Below are 17,459 nucleotides of genomic sequence, written 5' to 3'. Positions count from 1 at the left end.
TTTGGTTTTTTACCTAGTAACAAAAAACGCGACACTTTAATTATAAAGTGTCGAGTTTTTCATAAGTTATATACACTAAAGCAAATTACATGCTTTGCGCGTAGTTATACAGCGCTTTTAAAATTGTAAGATTTTTTTCGCTGTCGTCATGTTCATGCGCTAGGTTTTCAAGAGTGATCATAAAATCTTGCGCGCTGATTGATGGCTGATCTTCGCCATGCATTAACTTGCTTTGGCAATATTGACGCCACTGATCAAGCTCTTGCTGGTTTAGCGTTTGTGGCCAGTTACGGGCGCGGTATCTAAATAGTAAAGTATTGAATTTAGGGTCTTCAAATTCAAGCTTTAAACTTGCCAAGTCTTCAGGTTTTGCATCACGAATAATCGCAAATTTGGCTTTATCAGCATGGCTAGTAAAGCCATCATATAATAAGTAATCCACGTTTGTAGTGGCGCTGAAATCGCCTTGCTCATTAAATACCTCAGTGACTTTATCGCGAAGCTCAGTATTGGCTTTTAAAATGGCTAAATTAGCCAAGCATTGCTCGCGGTCAATACCCAAGCGAGCAGCGTTTTCAGGCAGTAGCGTTTTAGCTGGCGCTAAAATAGGGCACTTGTTTAAATGCACCAATTTTAAACCTACGGGTAAATCACCCTCTGCTAAATCTATACGTTTGGTGTATAAACGCTTGCGTAGCTCTTCTACATTTAAATCAAGTAATACCTGTGGGTTTTGGGTTAAATCAAAACAAATAACTGCGTTTTTATTAACAGGATGAAAGCTCATAGGTGCCACCCACGTGGTACAACCCTGGGTTGCTGGAATACGCGATGAGGTATGCACTAATGGGGTCATGTTAAACACGTCCACCAATTCAGCAAGGGCTTTTTTATTGCGCAAACTAAAAAAGAAGTGATACAGCTTAGGTTGCTTTTCTTTTATTAATTTAGCCAGTGCAATGGTAGCCGTTACATCACTTAATGCATCGTGCGCAGCGGCATGTTCAATACCATTAGCGACAGTTAAATGCTCAAGTTTAAAACTTGGGCTGCCATCTTCTTTTAATGGCCACTCAATACCCTCAGGGCGCAGTGCATAGCAGGCACGCACTAAATCTATAATATCCCAACGGCTGTTATTGTTTTTATATTCACGCTCGTACGGGTCGTAAAAGTTACGATAAAAGCTATATCGGCTTACTTCATCATCAAAGCGAATACTGTTATAACCAGCCACACAGGTATTGGGTACGCTAAATTCTGCATGAATTTTAGCAATAAATTCAGCCTCAACTAAGCCTTTTTGCATCGCCACTTGTGGGGTAATACCGGTAATTAAACACGCCTCAGGATGGGGTAAATAATCCGCTTGTGGCTTACAGTACTCAATAAGCGGCTCGCCAATAATATTTAAATCAAGATCGGTGCGTACACCGGCAAACTGACTCGGCTTATCTTTTTGTGGGCTTGCCCCCCAGGTTTCGTAGTCGTGCCAATAGATTGTTGCTTGGTTTTGCTCTTGATAAGCCATTAAAAAACCCTATAAGTTAGCTTGAAACGGTGTATAAACCGCCAAGTTACTAAATTTATGAATTATTTAGATTATGGCATAGGGTCACAGAGGTTTATAGGTTTGAATAAGGAAATCTATCAGCCAAAACATGATTTAAGCATGATTGATGTGATTATTTATTTTTAAGGGTATGCGTTAGAGAATTTATTTATAAACATAGTGCTTAATGTTATAAACTTAAGCTAACTACTAATTAGCTTTAACAATATGAAAATAATAATAAAAACGATTCTATTTGGGTATTATTCACCTCAAGCGTTGTGTTTGCTGAGCTTGCTAAAGTGCAAGTAAATGGCTTTGATATTGAATATGAAATGGCGGGTAGTGGTAAACACACTGTTTTACTTGAGGCAGTTGGCTCTGCCGGTTTAAGTGATTGGGAACCCATTTATAAAGCGATTACCAAGCATGCAAAAGTAATTCGTTATTCTCGAATTGGCAATGGCGGCTCAACGCAAATAAAGAAAAACTATAGCTCAGAGGAGTATGCTGCTGAGGCTTTACTATTACTCAAAGCATTAAAAATTGAAGAGCCGATAATTTATGTGGCGCATTCTTATGGAGCTTATATCGCAAGAGTATTTGCAGCAAGCTAGCCTGATAACATTAAAGCGTTAATGTTAATTGAACCCGCCTCAGAGCATGATGTTGATATTATGCGTAAGATTGATTTATCGCGCGCTGAAAAAGAAATTGCCGCGATAAAACGTGATGATATGAAAAACGGGATGTCAAATCAGTATGTAGACTTTTGGTCTAAGCGACCTTTGCCCGATTACCCACAAATAGCAGATATTCCTGTGACGTTTATTGCCTCAATTTAAAAGTATGAAAATCCGTCGGTGTTATTTTTTACTGATAAAGGGCGTGAAATGTGGGGGGAACTGCATGCAAACTGGGCTAATGCTTTTTCTCAAGGTGAGACAGTGCTAACCGGTAAAAGTTACCACTATCCACAAAATAATGAGCCAAGGATGGTAATCGCGCAAATCCAAAAATTGCTAAAGCGTACTCATTAAATAAAAAGCTAAGGCAGTTTTTTAGATTGTTTAATCAGTTTAATTAAAATGATAGTGAGTACCGCTGCTGGAAGTAACCAAATAAAATCACTCATTGTTGTAACTTCTTATAGTAATTCACTTAAGCTTTAGTGCTTAAAAGTAAAGTTAGATCAAAACTTTGGACATAAAGCGTGGCTAAAGCCTTTTTCGGTTAGCAAAAAAGTGGCGCTGGGCGTAGAAAATATATATTCCTCATGAAGAAGAAACGCGATTGTTCCTTTTATTTGCTCACCTTGATGCTCTGAGGTGTCGCTAATTAATTGTTCAGGATCTAACTGGCTTGGGCTTGGAAAGTTATTATAAAGATGCTTAAAAATTAACGTAGCAATTGTGTTAAAGGTATCGTTATTTTTCATTTTTTGAGAGTCCTTAATTTATATATGTAGCAACAAACTGGCTGTTTTAAATATAATTTTTAAATAATAACACATTAAAAATAGGTACATGATCATCCTGCTATTTTTTAAGCTTTAATTTTGCAAGCTGCTGCTTTCATTTATTAAAATGATGATTAATTGTTATGCTTACCCCGCTAAAAAGTACTGTGTGTTGCTAGTGTGTTGCGCAAAATCATAAAGTGTAATTGAAGAGTTGTAAAAATACGTTATCATTGTAAAACAACATGTAAAATCAAGCAGGTACTTAGCTCACGCTGACCAAGTTCGAGTTAATAACATCAACAAGGCAAGCAAGGACAAATTATGACACCTATGAAACCTTTAGCACTGGCAGTGGCTATGGTTGTTTTTTCACATCCGGCACATGCAGATACAGATCTTGATAAGGTAAAGCAGCAATTAAGCAGCTTACAAAAACAAGTGGAAATGCTGCAAAAGCAACTTGCAAAAGCAGAGCAAAAAAGTGAAAAATTAATCGAGCGCACCATTGAACAGAAAGAAGATATAGCTGAAGTTAAAGTAGCTAAACATGAACACAAGCCTCAGGGAATTAAAATTGGCGGTGCTGTTCGAACCAACTATAGCCACACCTCGTATGATGACGATAATAAAAATCGCGGTGGCGATTTTGATTTTGATATTTTTCGTCTAAATTTCTCAGGCGATGTGGGTGATGTAAAATTAAACGCTGAAATTCGCTTTTTTGATTATATGACCGCTGTTAAATACGCTTATGCAGCTTATGATTTTGCTGATGATTGGCAAGTTCAAGCAGGTATTACTCAGGTTCCTTTTGGTAACTGGCCATACAACTCACATAACTACTTTTTCAGCACTAACTATTACGTTGGCCTTGAAGACGACCACGATTTAGGGGTGTTATTTAAGCGTAAAATTGCCGATAACTGGCAGCTTGATTTAGGCTTTTTCAAAAATGATGAATTAGGTGGTGTTGATGGTTATGTAGATAACCGCAGCGATCGCTATTCTTACGACATTGTTGGTTTTAGAGAAGCCGGGGATGGTGTTTACGCTGAGCCGACCAATCCAATTGGTGAATATAATACGTTCTCAGGTCGTTACGGCTACCACATAGAGCATGAGGGTGGTAAAACTGAAATTGGTGTGTCAGCACTTGCTGGTGGCTTGCATGATGGTGTTGACCGCGCAGGTGACTACAACGCGTGGGCATTACATTTAAACAGTAATATGGGCCCTTGGAACTTGCAATTACAACATGGCGAATACAACTACGATATTGATAACGTAAACCGTATTGCTGTAGGCGCTTACTCGTTTTACGATAGCATGGCAGCGGAAGCAACTATGTCGAGTGCAAACGTAGCATACAGTGTGCCGGTGCAATGGGGCGCAGTAACAAACTTACAGTTTTATAATGACTACAGCGCTATTTACGACAAATCAGACAACAGCAAAGATACCTGGATGAACGTAACCGGTTTCTCGGTCGCTGCAGGTGGTTTATTTACATACTTTGATTTAGTTCATGGTAAAAACATGCCGTTTGTTGGTGGTTCATTAGCGGGCGATAGCAGCGAAACTGAACGCCGCTTCAACATTAATATTGGCTATTACTTCTAATAAGCTAGTATTCAAAGCACACGTCTATATACCGGGCGTGTGCTGCTTTGGTTTTTAAAAATTATTTTACCCTACCAATTTCAGCACCTACAAATTGATAAATCTTTAAGCAACTTCTAGTATAAAAGCTCAAATGGAATAAAATAAATAATCCATATAGCTTAGCTGGAGGCTAGACATCGATGATTGTCGTTAATGAGCAGGTATTATCAGATGTAAATAAAAACTTTATTATTCCCCCAAAACCACAAATTTTAAATGACCTTGAATTATTAGCATCTGCACAAGAGCCCTCGCTTTCAGACGCCGCAGAAATCATTGCTAAAGATGTGGCTATAGCGTCTGCTATCTTAAAAATTGTTAATTCACCCGCTTATGGCTTAGTACGTAGTGTGTCTGATATTAAACAAGCCATCATGTTTTTAGGTTGGAATGGCATAGAAGCACTTATTCCTGCGCTTAAATTAAAGCAAATGTTTTTACAAAAAACATGTTGTATTAGTTTAGAGCGTTTTTGGGATAACGCGTCTGAAATTGCTAATGTAAACATGATTGTTGGACAGCGAGTAAAAAATAAAATTCCAGTTGAATACTTAAATCAGTAAATAATCAAGCCGGGTTTGCAGCCTAGTTAAACGAGCGGTTATTTGTCGCTTTTATTAAAACGAATATGCTCAGTTTAATTAGACTAAAGTCTATAGGTTAGTTTTTTTCACTTATTGGTTTGTTTTTAATCGTTTGTCGAGATTAACTAAACACTCTAAAGTTTAGTTGTCGTCAACAAGCACGACTAACCAAATAGGAAACTAATCATGAAACGCTCACTTATCAAAACCATCGCTCTTGGCTCTTTATTAACTTGCTCAGCTGCTGTAATGGCTGATCAAAGTGACTACAAGTTAATGGTTATTGAAGAGGCTGCAACAGCCCCACAAGAATTCGAAGTTGCATTTAACAGTTGCGCATTAAATGTAAAATCAAAAAACTACAGCCAAGCTGAAGAAATTTGCTCAAAAGCAATTACATTATTACAGCAAAGTACAGGCCCACGTTTTAAAGTACGTGAGCTGACTTCATTTGCTTTAAGTAACCGCGGTGTTGGCCGTTTAATGGCTAAAAACGAAACCGCAGCGTTATCTGACTTTTACGAAGCACAGCAAATATCAGGTAACGAGTTAGTGTCGCACAACTTAACACGTGCTAAGCAAGATCTTGCTCTATAACATCTATTAGTGATTAAAAAAGCCCATGCTAATTTTGTTAGCATGGGCTTTTGCATTTATGTAGTTGGCTTATTTCATGTCTGTAAATTATTGTCGATTAAAAGTTGAGTCAATTTTTTTAATCCTTTACCTTTGTTGGTTATTTTCCATGCAAGGTATAAGTCTTGAATAGGACGTGGTTCAATGAGCTCCACAACATGAAGTGTTTTAGCTTTAATATGTTCAGCAATAAGGTTTACTGGTAAATAACCAATCCCGATTCCCGATAAAATAGCGGTAATTTTTTGTTTTACGGAGCTTACATAAAAACGTTGACTACCTTCGATTAAATTAGCTGACCACGGAATACTTTGTTTTGCAGAATCATGAACTATCACAGTGGTGTATTGACCAAGAATACTAGGCTTGATTGGTTTTTGCTCTTTTGCTAAAGGGTGGGATGGGTGAACCACAAGTACATTTTGAATATCCGTTATTTTCACTGCCCTGATCCCTTTTTGAGCAGGCACGGGGGCGGGTGCACCAATCACTAAGTCAACATTGTCTTCTATTAATGCCTCCCATGTACCGTTCATGACCTCTTCTTTTACATCAATTTCAATGCTTTTATGTTCAATTAAAAATTGTTGCAAAGCAGCAAAAACATTAGTTACGTCAATAATTGAGTCACAAGCAATCCGTATTCTAGGCTCCCAGCCATTAGCTATGGTTTGTGTTTGCTCCGATAAATTATTTATAGCATTGAGCACTTTACGCCCCTCGCTCAGTAAATGTTTACCTGCGGGGGTTAAAACTGCTCGCCGACCTTGGCGCTGAAACAAGGTTACATTTAATTGCTCTTCAAGTTTATTAACAATATACGACAGGGCTGATGGCACTTTATTAAGTTGTTCTGCAGCGGCTGCATAACTGCCACGATGCTCAATGGCGTCTAATACCAGTAAAGCTTCTATGCTAATAGGGGGTGTATTCATCATCATACCAAATATTAACTGTTCAAAATATTTGAACATATAAAGCAAATAATAGGAGTTATTTAATTTTAATTCAACTTATACAATGGCTGCATAATCAACAAAAACAATACAGGTAAACATTATGACGATTAAAAATATCACAGCTGCCATCACAAAAACTGAACAGTCTTTTGCAACTCTACCATTAAGGCTTATTGCAGGATTAGTGTTTAGTGCTCATGGGGCACAAAAACTGTTTGCATGGTTTGGTGGCTATGGCTTGGAAGGTACAGGGCAATGGATGGAGTCGATTGGCTTAGCACCGGGCTATTTAATGGCGTTAATGGCGGGTGGCGCTGAATTTTTTGGTGGATTACTACTCATCGTTGGTTTGCTGGTGCGTCCTGCGAGTTTTGTACTGGCTATCACTATGGTGGTTGCTATTTTTACCGTACATATAGATAACGGTTTATTTATGAGCAACAACGGTTACGAGTTTGGTTTATCGTTGTTGGCAATTACCTTAGCCTTATTTATTCAAGGAGCTGGAAAGCTATCCCTTGATGGAAAAATTCATAACAAATTAAACCAATAAGCTGATCATATAACTGATTGAACTTTAAGCTGCCAATCTGCCTAAGGTTGGCACATTCTACATACTTAGGAGACGGACATGGGATTACTTGTTAACGGTGAATGGGTCGATAAATGGTACGACACCGAAAAAAGCGACGGTAAATTTGTACGTCAAGACAGCCGTTTTAGGGATACTATTTCATCAGCGCCACAAAGCAAATTCCCCCCTGAGGCGGGGCGTTATCATTTATATGTATCGCTGGCGTGCCCATGGGCGCACAGAACGATTATTTTTCGTAAATTAAAGCAGCTCGAAGATATTATTTCTATGAGCATTGTTGAAGCGCCAATGATGGAAAACGGCTGGGAATTTGGCGAGCAGGGCGATCCACTTTATAACTTAGATTACGCCTATCAATTATATTTAAAAGCCGATCCTAGTTATGAAGGGCGGGTTACTGTGCCGATTTTATGGGATAAAAAAACGCAAACTATTGTAAATAATGAATCAATAGAGATCATTCGTATGCTTAATAGTGCGTTTAATGAGCTAACTGGCAATACTGATGATTATTATCCAGAGCCACTACGTGAAGAAATCGAAGCCGTGAATAACCGTGTCTATAACACCATTAATAATGGCGTATATAAAGCCGGTTTTGCTACTACACAAGAGGCTTACAACGCGGCTTACACCGCACTATTTGATAGTTTAGACTGGCTAGAAGCGCGTTTAGCTAAGCAGCGCTATCTCGTTGGTGATGTTATTACAGAAGCTGATTGGCGTTTATTTACAACCCTTATTCGTTTTGATGCGGTGTATCACGGGCATTTTAAGTGTAACCGTCAAAAATTAAGCGAGTTTCACCATATTAGCAATTACGTTAACGAGCTGTACCAAGTACCGGGTGTTAAAGAAACCGTCGATTTAGAGTACACAAAGGTGCATTACTATGTAAGCCACTTAACGATTAATCCAACACAAATAGTACCGCTGGGTGCAAAGCATCATTTTGATGCTCCACACGACCGTGAACGTCCATATTAATTAATGTTTATTCTTTTTGAGGAAAGACCATGATCAATCATTATCCAAAGAATAGTTTAGGCAGTGCCAATCACGGTTGGCTTAAATCTAAACATCATTTTAGTTTTGCACATTACTATAATCCAGCACGTATGGGCTTTGGTACATTACGCGTTGTTAATGATGATTGGGTTGCACCTGAAATGGGATTTGGAGCGCATCCACACAAAAATATGGAAATTATTAGTTTCATACGCAGTGGTGCCATTACTCATCAAGATAGTATGGGTAATAAAGGTATAACCGAGCAAGGAGAAGTGCAGGTAATGAGTGCAGGCACAGGCATTGTGCACTCTGAGTATAATCGTACCAATAAGCCTCTTACTTTTTATCAAATTTGGATTCAAAGTAATAAACAAGATGTGCCGCCGCGTTGGGAAAGTAAAAAATTTCCGACCGACGTAGCTAACGAGCTTACGCTTTTAGTATCGGGTTATGCAGAAGATGCGAGTAACACATTATTTATCAATCAACAAACACGCATTTATGGTGGAAAGCTTGCAAAAGGTACCACCATCACTCAGCGTATTGATCATCAAGCTTATGTACTTGCATCTGATGGTGTATTTACTGTAGATGACAAAAACAGTGTAATTACCATGAACAAAGGGGATGGTGCTGAGGTCACTCATGCTGATTTTATCACGCTAACTGCAACAACAGAGTGTGAAATAATTATTATTGATACACTAGCCTAGGCTATTCGGCTTAGTTGGGTTTATCTTAATGGCGCAGTAAACGCTGCGCCATTGTTTTACAAGCTTACAACACTATACCTTAAAGCTATCTACTTGCGATTTCATTTGCTTGTAAAGCGCTGATATATTTTTTGACTGCAGTGTTGTTTGCTCAGAGATTTGTTTCATTTGTGCTGCTTGTGCGGTTTCGGCCGACATTTGCTGCACTTTTTCAAAGGTGTGAGTTAGGTTGCTAAAAATACTAATAACGGCATCAAAATTACTTAGTGTGGCATTAGCATTTGTTTGACTGTTTTTAAAAGAATCTGATGACGCTTTTACATTGTTATTTAATCGTTGGATCATTGTATCTATTTCATCGGTGCTTTGTTGTGTGCGGGTAGCCAACATTCTAATCTCATCAGCGACAACGGCAAACCCTTGGCCTTGCTCACCAGCTCTGGCAGCCTCAATCGCGGCATTTAACGCTAATAAGTTAGTTTGTGAAGCGGTCTTTGACTTGTTCAGCGTTTTATAAAAACTCTGCTTTATTGGTCTCATTATCGACTGTGGCACTGAGTAGATTTTCCAGTGCAATACGTGCTTGGTATATGTCTCTGTCAGCATTTAAAATAACGGTAACGGCTTCAAAAAAAGGTTTCGGTTTGCCTTTTCATCGCGTTGTCTTGTATGTAGAGTAAACATTAGTCACAGTAGGAAGTTATGCCAAGGAAATAGATAAATTGATTGGTTGTTTTTTGTTCTACTTTAACGCGTTGAAAATTTTACCGCCAGATTTATTATCCTTACAGCGCGTATTACCTTAAAATAGCGTTAATTGGTTCATTTTTATAAAGGAATTCTGCTGTTAATGAATTCTATTTTCCCCAGCGTATTTGGCCGCCTGTTTACCCCACACCTCGCTGTTGATATTAATCAACAAGGTTTAGTCATTAACAATAAAAAGCTTACAGATACACTGAATTGGTGCGATTTAACCTCGCCTATTTGTTATGAATATGGGGTGCTTGGACAAACACTACGTTTTTCAACACAGTCTGGGCAGTATCGAGTGTGGATGAGGGCTTATGGCAGTCACCGAATACTTAAAGCCAAGACGGATCAGCTATGGGTCACTAATAATATTGAACCATTAAATGAGCTGCTAGAAAATATTAACCAATTTGCACATCATCAATTTTTGCGTCAATCCTATGTGGCAGATATAAAACAGCGCGTTAAACAACAATACAACCGCTGGTTACCTTGGATAAAAAAGAGTGAGGCATTGGCAGTCGTTAGCACGCAAATAAAACTACTCGAACAATATAGTCGGTGGAGCGATTCATTAACTCGCTTTTTACAGCATAAATACACACAGACACAGTTTCAGCGTTATGCTGGTTTTTTCGATAACGTTGAAGCAAACCCACTTACTGAAAAGCAAAGACGGGCATGTATTATCGATGACGATAATAACCTCGTATTAGCCGGAGCCGGCACAGGTAAAACCAGTGTAATGGTGGCGCGAGCGGGTTATTTAGTTAACAGTGAGCAAGCGAATTACGATGATATTTTATTACTCGCCTATGGTAAGCAAGCTGCCAGTGAAATGGACGAACGTATTAAAACTAAGCTGAAAACACAGGCTATAAAAACCGCCACTTTTCACAGCTTAGGTTTAACAATTATTGGTGAGGTTGAGAGAAAAACGCCTAAAATATCTAAACTTGCTGAAAACGAAACAGCTAAAATAAAATGGGTTGAAAGGTGTTTTGAATCGCTTGCTAATGCTAAGCCACAGTATGCTAAAGCATTGGTAAACTATATAAATAACAATCTTAATGACGTTAAAAGTGGGTTTGAAATAAGCACTGCAAAGCCTAATCATATAGCGCTTCTAAAAGAGATAAAAGCTGGCGGTTATTTAACCAAATTAGCGACATTATTTAGTCAATTAATTAGCGTGTATAAAACAGCAAATATAACGCTTGAGAACGATTCAAAGCAGATACAGCAGGCTTGGAAATTATTAAAGCCATTATTAGCTAACTATAACCATTATTTAGATACTCAAGGTGAAATAGACTTTGACGATATGATCCTCAAAGCCCTCGATTATGTTAATACAGGAAAGTTTATATCACCTTGGCGTTATATCATGGTTGATGAATTTCAAGATATATCGCCTACGCGTGCGGCGTTGGTTAAAGCGCTGCGCGATAGTAAGCCTAGAAGCTCATTGTTTGTAGTAGGCGATGACTGGCAAGCTATTTACCGTTTTAGTGGTGCTGATATGCGCCTTACCACAGAATTTGCCGCACATTTTGGTTCTACCACACAAACCATATTGGATGTTACGTTTCGTTTTAATAATAAAATTAGTGAGGTTGCTTCATGTTTTATCATGAAAAACCCTGCCCAGTTAGCTAAGCAAATTAACTCGTTATCACAAGTGACAGAGCCCGCTATTAGCGTATTAAAAACAGCGAATGTTGTCTCAAGCAAAAATACAAAAATAGCTGAGCTAAATAATGGGGCACTTGCCCATTTACTCGACACTATCAACAAAAATAAGCCCGCTGTTGTGTATTTACTGGCACGCTATCGCTTTCAGTTACCTACTAAAGCCGATATTAACGCCTTGCAGCACACCTTTGCTTCATTACAAATTGAGTGTGATACCTTTCATGGTTCAAAGGGTAAAGAAGCCGATTATGTAGTTATATTAGGTATGCATGGCGGGCAATTTGGATTTCCAAGCACTAAGCCATCGCCTGCAATGTTAGAAGCTCTCTTACCCGCTAAAGATTTGTATGCCCATAGCGAAGAGCGACGCTTATTTTATGTGGCGCTCACTCGTGCTAAACACAAGGTGTTTATCATAAGTGATGACAACAACCGCAGCTGTTTTGTTGACGAGCTCATAAACGAGCATCACATTGAGCTAAAAGAGTTAAAAAACATAAGCAGTACAGTGTTAGCGCAGGTAAAAACCGCTTAGTGGCAAACGAATAAGCTTAAGCGGTTTATCGCGTTAGTTAACCTGCAACAGGGGTGTTACCTGTGGGTATTTTTTTCATACTTTTTATGAGCATATAAATACAGGTGGTAATTAAACAACCACCTAAATAAATAAGCACACCATGGCTTGCATCAGAAAAATGTGTTGCCAACAACGGGCCTAATACAGAGCCGACACTGTAGCTGAGCAGCATTATTTCAGTGGCTGACACTATTTTTGCCATAGGTAAGGAGTCACACGCTAAAGTAATTGCAATCGGATAAAGTGCAAAACTACACGCACCTAATACAAAGTAACTTACAACTAATCCGCCAAAGCTATGTGCGTTTAATATTCCCATTACGCTGGCAGCACCAACAAAACAAAAAATAGCCATAAGTAAGCTTTTTATAATACGGGTTGATAAATAACTCACTAAAGGTTGCACCAGCATACCACCTAAAATAATCACCGCCATAAGTAAGCCGGTATATTGGGCTTGATCAGTTTGAGCGGCTATATAAACTGGTAATAACCCGTAAATAGGGCCTAGTAATAATCCCGATACTAAACAGCCTAAAATAGCAGGGCGGCTTAGAGTTTTTAACTCTTTAAGTGGCAGCTTTTGTAATTGCTGAGCATTAGGTTGGCCTGTGGTAATTAATAATGGAGCTAAAATAGCCAACGCCAAAAGGGCTACGACAAATAAATACGGTACGGCACCTTCAGTGCCAAGCGGTGTGATTGCTAATTGCCCCACAGCGCTGCCACCATATAAAGAGGTCATATATAAACCTAAGCGTTTAGCTCGCGCCTTAGGTGTATTTGCCATTAACAACCACGACTCAACCACGACAAATACTCCCGCAACAGCAATACCAGCAATAAAGCGAGCAGTTAACCACATAGTGGCTGTAGGGGAAATGATCTGTGCAATAACACTGATGATCAGCAACATTAAAAATGCGATAAATGCCATACGGTGGCCAATTTTTACTACCACACGCTCAATACACAGCGCGCCAATAAGTAAACCAAAATAAAAGACGCTGGCAAGCCAAGGCGCAAGATCAATACTTAACTTAAAAGCACTCAGTGATAACGGGATCAGGCTCATTAAAAAGCCCGAAGCAATAGCAAAAAAAGATAAACCAATAACAGGGGCTAAAGGATTATTTGATTTACTATTAGCGGCAAGTTCCACCATTAGATTATTCCGATAAAAAGGGTTTAAATAATTGCTGATTTAGGTGTGATAGTGGCGCGATTATTTGAAGCAGATTAATTTGGCTGCGAATTTATGCTGCTTTTTATACCAAGTAAAGTGTTTTTTAATTGCTCAATCAAAATAATTTTTAAAATGTTTTTTTACGTAAACTAATCGCTTAATTGCAATCTGATTGTAGAAATAAGTTAGCGTTTTTGTTTTATATTTGTTGAGTTTTTAAAAAGGGTAATAACTTAGTAATGGCGGGGCATAGTTTAGTAATGGCGGGGCATAGTTAAAAAATAAAGCCCATGTAGGGCTTTATTGGTGTTTATTTTAGTGCATGGCAAGCGCAAGCTTATGGTACAAACCAATACCAACAATCACATTAAACGGAAACGTTACCCCTAAAGAGCTCAGCATAGCTAGGCCAATATCAGCCTTGGGAACGGCTGCTTTAATCGCCGCAGGGGCTGCAATATAGGACGCACTAGCCACTAAACTACCGAGTATCACCACCGAGCCTAATTCTAATTTTAATAGTGTGCCTACAGTTACGCCGATAGTACCTAAAAATAGCGGAGTGACAATAGCAAATGCAGCGAGTCTCCAATGCTGCCAAGGAAATGGGCGCAGAGTTTGCGCAGCCACTAAACCCATTTCAAGTAAAAATAACGCCAGTACTACTTTAAAACTACTGGTTAAAAGACTGGTTACTTGGCTGCCTTGCTGTGTGCCGTACATCATTCCGATGAGCACACCGCCTACCAATAAAATCACGCTTTTGTTAGTGAGTGTTTCGTGCCAAAGCGCTTTGAGCGACAGTGTATTACTTTGGCTATGTTGTTGGTCGAGTTTACGATACAGCATTAAACCGACAATAATGGCAGGTAATTCGAGCATCACTAAATACAGTGTAACCTCAGCACCTACCTCTAATTTAGCCGACTCTGCATAAGCCAATGCAACTGCAAAGGTACCTGCACTTACCGAGCCATAATGCGCGGCAATACTGGCGCTATTGGCCACACTGAGTCTAACAATATATTTTAAAATAGGGTAAAGAGTGAGGGGAATAAGGCCACCGAGTAACATAACCGAGGCCATTTCAGGAAGAAGCTGCCAGCTTAAATTTCCATGCAGCACCATGCCACCTTTTAACCCTATGGTGAGCATTAACAATAGACTTAGCGTGTCATAAGTGGCTTTAGGTATCGCTAAATCAGAACGTAAAATCCCCGCCACTAATCCTAAAATAAAAAACATTACGACGATATCAGGCACACTGTTCTCCTTTTTGTTATTAGTTACTCAATTTGTTAAACGGCGCTATTGTAAACCTATCTTTGTATAGTAAATAATAAAATGAATGATAGTATCTTATAGATAAAAATCTATGAGGTGAGTAATGAACATAAGGCAACTATCATTTAGGCTACTCGAAGTCTTTATGAGTGTAGTTAAAACCGGCTCCATTAGCGAAACTGCTCGGCAATTGCATTTAACTCAGCCTACCGTTTCTTTGCAAATTAAGCGCTTACAAGAAGCCGTTAATGAGCCTTTAATTGTTATGCAACAGCAAAAATTACAGGTTACCGAGGTTGGCTTACAATTATTTAGAACTTGTGAGCAAGTGTTTGGCCACTTTGATGATTACCAAGACTATTTAGCCGAGCTTAAGGCGGGGAGCGCGGGCGCTGTAAAATTGCCATGGTAAACACTGCACAATATATTTTGCCTAAGTTACTTGGGCCTTACAGTAATGCCCATCCCCATGTAGAGCTGCCATTAGAAATTGGCAACCGCTCTGCAGTATTAGCGCGTTTTGAACGTGGAGAAGACGACATTTATGTGTTTAGCCACCCACCATCACTTGAATATGCCCAAGCTGCGCGTTTTTTACATAACCCCTTGGTCTTTATTGTGCCGCTTGATCATCCGCTTGCCGATGTAAAAGCATTAACATTAGCTGATTTAATGCCATATCGATTTTTATTAAGAGAGCCAGGCTCTGCTACGCGTATGCTTTTTGAAAGCGAATTACAAAGCCGTGGTTTAGTCCTTAGCGATAGCGTGCAAATGGCCAGTAACGAAGCCATACGAGTTGCTGTTTCCTCGGGAATGGGGGTTGCGGTGCTTTCCCATCATGTATTACCAAAAGGTGATAACAGTTTTAAAGTGCTCAATGTAACCGACACCTGCTTAGCAAGCCATTGGTATTTTGTAGTGCGCACAGACAGGCATATTTCTCATGCTGCGCGCAGCTTTTTAAAATTTGCCCAGCTGAATTTAGAGCAATATCTCGATAAGCAATGGGTGCGTAATGAGCTAAATGGGCTTAATTTAAAATAAAGAGTTAAAGCGAAGCGAATAACAAATATAAGTTGGTATTAAAGTTGCTATAGTTATTCCATACACGTATCTAAGTGAAAATAGTTAAAGATAGATATTTAACGCAAAAATGGATTTGAGCTGATGACATCAATAACCTTTAAAAATCAATATAATACTTATGTTAGTACAATAAATAAACCGGCAAAAGCTAACGAAGTAGTGGCAACTTCTGGCCCTGTGGCAACAGCTAAAACCAGTGATAGCGAACAAACACAAATCGCAAGCACTAAGCCACAAGAAAAAAGCTTTTTAGAAAATGCGCAAGAGGCGCTTATTTATCAACGATTAGGGGTTGATAAAGAAACAATTGCTGAGTTAAAAGCAGCAATCGATGCATTGGCAGAAAAACTTCAAGAGCAAGGTGCTGATATAGACACCATTAAAGAGCAGCTTGCAGAGTTACAAAAAATGCTAGAGCAAGAATACGAAAAAGGCACTGATCGAATGGTCATGCAACCTACGCATGAAAATGGCAAGCTTGTAACCGCGTTAGCTTAGATAACGACACGTTGCAAGCTCATTTACTTCTGATTTTAAATAGATTTTAAGTGAATTATGCACAAATAGGGCAAATAGACGCTGCGCTTATAGAGCAGTGATCTAAACCATAACTTTCATCTGCAACCAAAAAACCAAGCTTAGGCATATAAAAGTATCAACATGCCTACACTAAGCAAGTTGCCTTTAAAGAGATTAAAGTCATCAAAAATTCTCTGCCACTTATATTTAAATAAATACCTACCCAAAAAAATATCTAAACTAAGCATTATCATTAGCCACACTAAGCCTAGCTTTAAAGAATCTAGGTAATTTGCAGGGGCAACCCATGGCAGGGCTAACTAAGTTATAGCAAAAATAATGGCGATGCCTGAGAGTAAACTAAGTGTTTTAGCGCGTCGTTGCCCATATAATCGATGCAGAACTCGCACCCGAATGTTGCCATTAATTTTCTCGCCTAAAGCAAGTAATAAGCCTATGGCTAGGGCTTTTAATAACATGATGATTTCCTTAAATTACAAAGGCCAACAGTTAAACATTTATTTCAAATAGTTTACATCAATACCCAATTATAGAGCCATTAGTTAGCCTTTTAATTTATAACCATCGGTATTTGTTGTTATTGTGCGCACTTTTTTATAAGGTGAATTTTGCTTATAAAAATAACAACGGGATCAACCGATGAAAACTCTACAACAACAACTTGGCCAGTATGGCTTGTATCATCGTTCAAAGCGTAACGTATTAACTCATTTTTTTGGTATTCCACTCATTGTGTTTGCCGCTTTATGCTTACTCGCCCGAATTGAAATCCCTATTGCTAATTTTAGCATTGATGGCGCGCAAATTTTTGTATTAGCCTCTGTGGTTTACTATTTTATGTTGAGCTTTTCGCTTGGTTTTATCATGGGAATTATTTTCACTTTATTACTGGTAGCTGCACAACCAATTGCTGCTATGGCTTTGGTGCCATGGTTAGCAATTGGAGTTGGGGTGTTTGTATTTGGCTGGGTATTACAATTTATTGGTCATTATTTTGAAGGTAAAAAGCCCGCATTTGTTGATGATTTAGTTGGCTTAATTATTGGCCCTTTGTATGTCACTGTTGAGCTGTTGTTTTTGATGGGCTTTTATAAAAATTTAGAACAGCAAGTGAATGAAATAGCGGGCCCAACTAAAGCATAATCAGTTAATAAATATAAG

The 17,459-nt window shown here is 38.8% G+C and carries 15 protein-coding genes and 3 pseudogenes; 11 read left to right on the top strand and 7 right to left on the bottom strand.

All coding sequences use genetic code 11. The features are described 5' to 3' along the window. Positions 1–85 precede the first annotated feature (85 nt). On the bottom strand, positions 86–1,531 hold the full coding sequence (sbcB, locus tag MTN96_RS14290) for an exodeoxyribonuclease I (RefSeq protein WP_248532026.1): 1,446 nt from the start codon (positions 1,529–1,531) through the stop codon (positions 86–88). A gap of 249 nt (positions 1,532–1,780) precedes the next feature. Here sbcB and MTN96_RS14285 point away from each other — a divergent pair. Continuing rightward, positions 1,781–2,592, top strand: a pseudogene (locus MTN96_RS14285) (alpha/beta fold hydrolase). A gap of 152 nt (positions 2,593–2,744) precedes the next feature. Here MTN96_RS14285 and MTN96_RS14280 read toward each other — a convergent pair. Continuing rightward, entirely contained in the window at positions 2,745–2,990 is a 246-nt protein-coding gene (locus tag MTN96_RS14280) for a hypothetical protein (RefSeq protein WP_036982419.1), read from the bottom strand. Positions 2,991–3,335: 345 nt separating this feature from the next. On the opposite strand from MTN96_RS14280, the gene MTN96_RS14275 reads away from it, so the two are divergent. The 3 genes from MTN96_RS14275 (at position 3,336) to MTN96_RS14265 (ending at position 5,857) form a co-directional block, all read left to right on the top strand. Further along, the gene (locus MTN96_RS14275; RefSeq protein ID WP_248532023.1) at positions 3,336–4,634 is read left to right on the top strand and encodes a porin; all 1,299 of its coding nucleotides are present in this window, start codon (positions 3,336–3,338) and stop codon (positions 4,632–4,634) included. 182 nt (positions 4,635–4,816) lie between these two features. Then, on the top strand, positions 4,817–5,239 hold the full coding sequence (locus MTN96_RS14270) for an HDOD domain-containing protein (RefSeq protein WP_248532022.1): 423 nt from the start codon (positions 4,817–4,819) through the stop codon (positions 5,237–5,239). A gap of 207 nt (positions 5,240–5,446) precedes the next feature. Continuing rightward, positions 5,447–5,857, top strand: coding sequence for a hypothetical protein (locus MTN96_RS14265; protein ID WP_013465125.1), 411 nt, complete (start codon positions 5,447–5,449; stop codon positions 5,855–5,857). 74 nt (positions 5,858–5,931) lie between these two features. On the opposite strand, the gene MTN96_RS14260 is transcribed toward MTN96_RS14265, so the two are convergent. Beyond that, entirely contained in the window at positions 5,932–6,831 is a 900-nt protein-coding gene (locus MTN96_RS14260; protein WP_214551998.1) for a LysR substrate-binding domain-containing protein, read from the bottom strand. 124 nt (positions 6,832–6,955) lie between these two features. Here MTN96_RS14260 and MTN96_RS14255 point away from each other — a divergent pair, with 124 nt between their 5' ends. From MTN96_RS14255 to MTN96_RS14245, 3 genes are all read left to right on the top strand, one after another. Beyond that, complete coding sequence (locus MTN96_RS14255) at positions 6,956–7,408, top strand: DoxX family protein (RefSeq protein ID WP_058154782.1); 453 nt, start codon at positions 6,956–6,958, stop codon at positions 7,406–7,408. Positions 7,409–7,486: 78 nt separating this feature from the next. Next, positions 7,487–8,437 (top strand): glutathione S-transferase family protein, encoded by a 951-nt coding sequence (locus MTN96_RS14250; RefSeq protein WP_138627351.1) that lies wholly within the window; start codon positions 7,487–7,489, stop codon positions 8,435–8,437. Between the two features lie 29 nt (positions 8,438–8,466). Beyond that, on the top strand, positions 8,467–9,174 hold the full coding sequence (locus MTN96_RS14245; protein WP_248532020.1) for a pirin family protein: 708 nt from the start codon (positions 8,467–8,469) through the stop codon (positions 9,172–9,174). A gap of 72 nt (positions 9,175–9,246) precedes the next feature. On the opposite strand, the pseudogene MTN96_RS14240 reads toward MTN96_RS14245, so the two are convergent. Further along, positions 9,247–9,663 (bottom strand): annotated as a pseudogene (locus tag MTN96_RS14240) (methyl-accepting chemotaxis protein); the annotation flags it as partial. 361 nt (positions 9,664–10,024) lie between these two features. On the opposite strand from MTN96_RS14240, the gene helD reads away from it, so the two are divergent. Then, on the top strand, positions 10,025–12,157 hold the full coding sequence (gene helD, locus MTN96_RS14235) for a DNA helicase IV (protein WP_248532018.1): 2,133 nt from the start codon (positions 10,025–10,027) through the stop codon (positions 12,155–12,157). A gap of 37 nt (positions 12,158–12,194) precedes the next feature. On the opposite strand, the gene MTN96_RS14230 is transcribed toward helD, so the two are convergent. Both MTN96_RS14230 and MTN96_RS14225 read right to left on the bottom strand, forming a co-directional pair. Then, a complete protein-coding gene (locus MTN96_RS14230; RefSeq protein WP_036982433.1) occupies positions 12,195–13,364 on the bottom strand; it encodes an MFS transporter in 1,170 nt (389 codons plus the stop codon). A 336-nt stretch (positions 13,365–13,700) separates the two neighbouring features. After that, on the bottom strand, positions 13,701–14,648 hold the full coding sequence (locus tag MTN96_RS14225; RefSeq protein ID WP_069439562.1) for a sodium-dependent bicarbonate transport family permease: 948 nt from the start codon (positions 14,646–14,648) through the stop codon (positions 13,701–13,703). A 124-nt stretch (positions 14,649–14,772) separates the two neighbouring features. Between MTN96_RS14225 and MTN96_RS14220 the strand changes: the two are divergent. Together MTN96_RS14220 and MTN96_RS14215 are read left to right on the top strand one after the other, a co-directional pair. Further along, positions 14,773–15,716 (top strand): annotated as a pseudogene (locus MTN96_RS14220) (LysR family transcriptional regulator). Positions 15,717–15,839: 123 nt separating this feature from the next. Next, a complete protein-coding gene (locus tag MTN96_RS14215; protein WP_248532017.1) occupies positions 15,840–16,256 on the top strand; it encodes a hypothetical protein in 417 nt (138 codons plus the stop codon). A 341-nt stretch (positions 16,257–16,597) separates the two neighbouring features. On the opposite strand, the gene MTN96_RS14210 is transcribed toward MTN96_RS14215, so the two are convergent. Further along, entirely contained in the window at positions 16,598–16,756 is a 159-nt protein-coding gene (locus MTN96_RS14210; RefSeq protein WP_248473696.1) for a hypothetical protein, read from the bottom strand. Between the two features lie 181 nt (positions 16,757–16,937). On the opposite strand from MTN96_RS14210, the gene MTN96_RS14205 reads away from it, so the two are divergent. After that, entirely contained in the window at positions 16,938–17,441 is a 504-nt protein-coding gene (locus tag MTN96_RS14205; RefSeq protein ID WP_248532016.1) for a DUF962 domain-containing protein, read from the top strand. The last annotated feature ends 18 nt before the right edge of the window (positions 17,442–17,459 follow it).

The sequence above is a fragment of the Pseudoalteromonas sp. 2CM28B genome (assembly GCF_023161935.1).
Note: the sequence above shows the minus strand (reverse complement) of the source record. Positions and strands in the feature narration are given on the sequence as shown.